Source organism: Burkholderia sp. Ac-20353, from assembly GCF_017104785.1.
Taxonomy (GTDB): Bacteria; Pseudomonadota; Gammaproteobacteria; order Burkholderiales; family Burkholderiaceae; genus Burkholderia.
Genome location: NZ_JAAGPL010000361.1, coordinates 1 through 4,379 on the forward strand (window position 1 = coordinate 1; position 4,379 = coordinate 4,379).

Consider the following 4,379-nt stretch of genomic DNA (forward strand, 5'->3'; position numbering starts at 1 on the left):
GCCGCATCGGTCAGTTCGAGCGGCCACAGCGTCAGGTCGTGCGCGGTGCGGAATTCGCACGCGGTCTGCTCGGACGCGGCCGGCCGCGCGCGCAATGCCGTGCCGGCCGGCAGCCGCCAGCCCTGCGCGAGGCTGCCTTCGTTCAGCAGCGGCGCGAACCGCACGATCGCGATCGACGGCAGCGGCGCCACATAACCCGGATACACGGCGTCGAGCAGCGCCTGCGTGAAGCGCGGAAACTCCGCGTCCATCTTCAGTTGCACGCGCGCGGTGAGGAAGCTGAAGCCTTCGAGCAGCCGCTCGACGTACGGGTCGGGCGGCCCCGAGTCGTGCAGCCGCAGCCTTGACGCCACCTTCGGGAACTGCTGCGCGAATTCGCCGCCGAGCTCGCGCAGATAAGCGAGTTCGCGGTTGTAGTAGTCGAGCAGGCGCGTATCCATCGCGTCAGCCCCCCGCCGTCGATTGCAGCGACATCGCGCCCGTCTCCAGATCGAGGCCGGAACGCAGCACGAATTCGACGGGATGCGGGATCGACCACAGCGTGCCGCGAATCTCGAACAGCAGCACGTTGTGGCGCTGCTCGCCAACCCGGCCGCCGGGCGCATCGGCCACGCTGCGGACCTCGACGCTGTCGGGCGCGATGCGCGGCTCGAAGCGGACGATCGCGTCGCGGATCGACGCCTCCACCGACATCCGCTCGACGCCCGACATCGGCTTGCCGACGAGCGGCCGCATCCCGTAGTTGAGCACCGACGCCTGCGCGTGCGCGAACGCCGACCAGTCGACGAAGCCGTCTTCGGCGTTGCGCGTGTTGAGCAGCCACGCGAGATCGCGCAGCACGGCCGCGCGCAGGCGCTCCGCGCCGATCCATTGCGCGTCGGGCGCATCGGGCGCTTCGCTCGTGCGCTGTGGCGCGTCGTCGGTGAGCCGGTCGAGCAGCGCCGGCTGCAGCCGGTCGCGCATGCCGCCGCGGCTTTCCCGGCCTTCCCGGCCTTCCCGGCCTTCGCTGCCGCCGCGGGTTCGCGGGTCGTCCATGGTCGTCTCCGCGCCGTTACATCTCGGTGTTTTCCTTGATGTTCCAGCCGACCGACACCTCGGCGCCCTTGCCGCCGTTGTCGTTCTGCTGCCAGTACTGCTTCTTCACCTTCGCGGCCTGGAAGCCGAAGTGCATCAGCAGCCGGTCGGCCGTGTCGCCGGGGTCGACACCCGCGACCTGCGCGGACGTGACGAGCACCTCCTGCAGCGTCACGCGCATGAACTCGACCTGTGTGCCGCCGGTCTTGCATGCCGAGATCTCGACCGACGACAGGTGCTTGCCGCTCGCGCAGTTCTTGATGATCGCGGGCGCGCCCTTGTCCATGTACGCGGCCACGACGAGATCGTTGAAGCTCGCCTTGCCCGCGTTGCCGCCGCTGCCGCTCGCCATCGCGCCCGGCTGGCTCGCGCCCCACGTGAACGACTGGATGTCGGTCCAGCCCTTGTGCTGCGCGTCCGCCGATTCGCCGGTCACGCCGTCCACCTTCATGAACATTGCCACGCCCATTGCCGTCTCCGTTTTGGTCAGTTTTGGTCCGTTTTGGTCCGATTACGGTCCGAGGTCAGGTTGAATTCCGCTTTCCGCTCATTCGCTCGTCGCTCATTCGCCGGTTGCCTTCGTGGAAGGCAGCTTCGAGATGAGCCGCAGCGACACGGTGAGCCCTTCGAGCTGGTAGTGCGGTCGCAGGAAGAATTTCGACGCGTAGTAGCCGGGGTTGTCCTCGATCTCGTCGACGACGACCTGCGCGGCCGCGAGCGGCTTGCGCGCCTTGGTTTCCTGCGACGAGTTCACGGGATCGCCGTCGACGTAGTTCATGATCCAGTCGTTCAGCCAGCGCTCCATGTCGTCGCGTTCGCGGAACGAGCCGATCTTGTCGCGCACGATGCATTTCAGGTAGTGCGCGAAGCGGCAGCATGCGAACAGGTACGGCAGGCGGCCGGACAGCCTTGCGTTCGCGGTCGCGTCCGGATCGTGGTACTCGGCCGGCTGGTACAGCGACTGCGCGCCGATGAACGCCGCGAAATCCGAGTTCTTCCGGTGCACGAACGGCATGAAGCCGTTCTTCGCGAGCTCGGCCTCGCGGCGGTCGCTGATCGCGATCTCGGTCGGGCATTTCTGGTCGACGCCGCCGTCGTCGGTCGGGAACGTGTGGCACGGCAGCCCCTCGACCGCGCCGCCCGATTCGACGCCGCGGATCGACGAGCACCAGCCGTACAGCTTGAACGAGCGGTTGATGTTCGCGGCCATCGCATACGCGGAATTCGCCCACGTGTAGCGGTCGTGGCTCGCCGCGTCGGTGTCTTCCTCGAAGTCGAACGCGTCGACCGGGTTGGTGCGCGCGCCGTAAGGCAGCCGCGCGAGGAAGCGCGGCATCGCGAGCCCGACGTAGCGCGAATCGTCCGACTGGCGCAGGCTGCGCCACGCCGCGTATTCGGTGTTCTGGAAGATCTTCGTGAGATCGCGCGGGTTCGACAGCTCCTGCCACGAGTCCATCTGCATCAGCGCCGGCGACGCGCCCGCGATGAACGGCGCGTGCGCGGCCGCCGCGATCTTCGACAGCTCGCCGAGCATCTCGACGTCGGGCGGACTGTGATTGAAGTGGAAGTCGCCGACGAGACAGCCGAACGGCTCGCCGCCGAACTGCCCGTATTCCTCTTCATAGACCTTGCGGAACAGCGGGCTCTGGTCCCACGCGACGCCCTTGTAGCGCTTCAGCATGCGCGCGAGCTCGTTGCGCGCTACGGGCAGCGCCTTGATCTTCAGCAGTTCGTCGGTCTCGGTGTGCGTGACGAGGTAGTGCAGCCCGCGCCACGCGCCTTCGAGGGTCTGGAATTCGCCGTGATGCAGGATCAGGTTGATCTGCTCGGTCAGCTTGCGGTCGATCTCCGCGATGATCTGCTTGACGCTGCCGTACGCGTCCGTCGTCATGCCGACCGTGTTTTCGAGCGCCTGCTGCGCGAGCGTGCGCACGGCCCGCTCGACCGATTCGCGCGCTTCGGCAGTCTTCGGCTTGAATTCCTTCTGCAGCAGCGCGGCGAACTCGTTGTGTGCGACGAGCGGCTGCGCGCCACCATGCGCACCGTCAAGCGCACCATCATGCGCGTCGGCCCGGGTGTGAGCAGGTTCATTCATCGCGGGCCTCCGGGGCGGCAGCGCCGTTCCGTGCGGCCAGCGCGTCGCCTGCCGCGGGTTCCGCCGCCGGCTGCCGCACAAGCGCCTTCAGCAGTTCGGGATCGTTGATGGCCTGCTCGATCAGCTGCTCGGCGCCGTGCTTGCCGTCCATGTACGACAGCAGGTTCGACAGTTCGGTGCGCGCGTCCAGCAGCTTGCGCAGCGCATCGACGTTGCGCGCGATCGCGGCCGGCGAGAAATCGTCGATGCACTCGAACGTCATGTCGACGTTGAGCATCCCGTCGCCCGTCAGCGTGTTCGGCACCTGGAACGCGACGCGCGGCGCGACCGACTTCATCCGCTCGTCGAAATTGTCGACGTCGATCTCGAGGAACCTGCGCTCCGCGAGATCCGGCAGCGGCTCCGCGCGCTTGCCGGCGAGGTCCGCCATCACGCCCATCACGAACGGCAGCTGCACCTTGCGCTCGGCGCCGTAGGTCTCGACGTCGTACTCGATCTGCACGCGCGGCGCCCGGTTGCGCGCGATGAATTTCTGTCCGCTGCCTGCTGCCCTGGTCTTGTCCGTCATCGTCTGCTCCTTCACGTCAGATTGCGTCGTTCATCTCCGCGTCATTCGCTCCGTGCGCCGCTCAGCAGGTCCAGCTTCGGCAGGCTTTCGGGAACGAGGTCCCGCATGATTTCGTAGAAGTCGAGCGCGAGCAGCCGCTGCGCGCGCCGCATCAGCAGCGGCGCCGGATGGCTCGGCTCGTGCTGCTCGAAGTAGCGGCAGAATTTCTCGAGGCCGATTCGCACGTCGTCGCGGCTCGTCACTTCGGCGTCGCGCCACGCGCGGCCGTCGGATGCGGCTGTGCCTGCTTTCGTGCCTGCTTTCGTGCCTAGTGCGGTGCCTGGTGTCGTGCGCGCTGTCGCGCCTGGTTCTGTGCCCGGTGCTGCTGGATCGGCTGCCGTTGCAGCGGCCGCCGCCGTTGCCGCGTCCGCGTCTTTCTGCGGCGCGACCGGCGGCAACGCGTCGTGCGCGATCCGCCGCAGCCCTTTCTCGAAATCGCTCGTGTCCGGCGCCCATTCCGCGCCGAGCTTCGAGCTCACCTGCGAGCGGATCGCATCGAGGGCATCGAGCGCGGCGAGTGCCGCGCCGAGCGGCGGCTGCCCCATGTCGCGTGCGTGCGCCAGATCGGCCGCCAGCCGGTCGCGGCCGCCCGGATAGCGCATC

General features: G+C 67.9%; 5 protein-coding genes and 1 pseudogene. All 6 read right to left on the reverse strand.

Going from position 1 to position 4,379, the window contains the following annotated elements; all coding sequences use genetic code 11:
* On the reverse strand, positions 1-440 hold a 440-nt coding region (locus tag G3N94_RS39995; RefSeq protein ID WP_205799702.1), incomplete at its 3' end, for a type VI secretion system baseplate subunit TssF.
* A gap of 4 nt (positions 441-444) precedes the next feature.
* A complete protein-coding gene (gene tssE, locus G3N94_RS40000; protein ID WP_205799706.1) occupies positions 445-963 on the reverse strand; it encodes a type VI secretion system baseplate subunit TssE in 519 nt (172 codons plus the stop codon).
* 88 nt (positions 964-1,051) lie between these two features.
* The gene (locus G3N94_RS40005) at positions 1,052-1,543 is read right to left on the reverse strand and encodes a type VI secretion system tube protein Hcp (protein ID WP_205799703.1); all 492 of its coding nucleotides are present in this window, start codon (positions 1,541-1,543) and stop codon (positions 1,052-1,054) included.
* Positions 1,544-1,636: 93 nt separating this feature from the next.
* Positions 1,637-3,169, reverse strand: a complete 1,533-nt coding sequence (gene tssC / locus G3N94_RS40010) for a type VI secretion system contractile sheath large subunit (protein WP_205799704.1) — start codon at positions 3,167-3,169, stop codon at positions 1,637-1,639.
* Positions 3,162-3,737, reverse strand: coding sequence for a type VI secretion system contractile sheath small subunit (gene tssB / locus G3N94_RS40015; protein ID WP_205799705.1), 576 nt, complete (start codon positions 3,735-3,737; stop codon positions 3,162-3,164). Before tssB ends, tssC begins: the two co-directional genes overlap by 8 nt.
* Positions 3,738-3,778: 41 nt before the next feature.
* Positions 3,779-4,379 (reverse strand): annotated as a pseudogene (locus tag G3N94_RS40020) (type VI secretion system protein TssA); the annotation flags it as partial.

Coding starts and splice junctions, on each gene's coding strand:
- tssC (WP_205799704.1), bottom strand. CDS start 3,169: ATGAATGAACCTGCTCACACCCGGGCCGACGCGCATGATGGTGCGCTT.
- tssB (WP_205799705.1), bottom strand. CDS start 3,737: ATGACGGACAAGACCAGGGCAGCAGGCAGCGGACAGAAATTCATCGCG.
- tssE (WP_205799706.1), bottom strand. CDS start 963: ATGCGCGACCGGCTGCAGCCGGCGCTGCTCGACCGGCTCACCGACGAC.
- G3N94_RS40005 (WP_205799703.1), bottom strand. CDS start 1,543: ATGGGCGTGGCAATGTTCATGAAGGTGGACGGCGTGACCGGCGAATCG.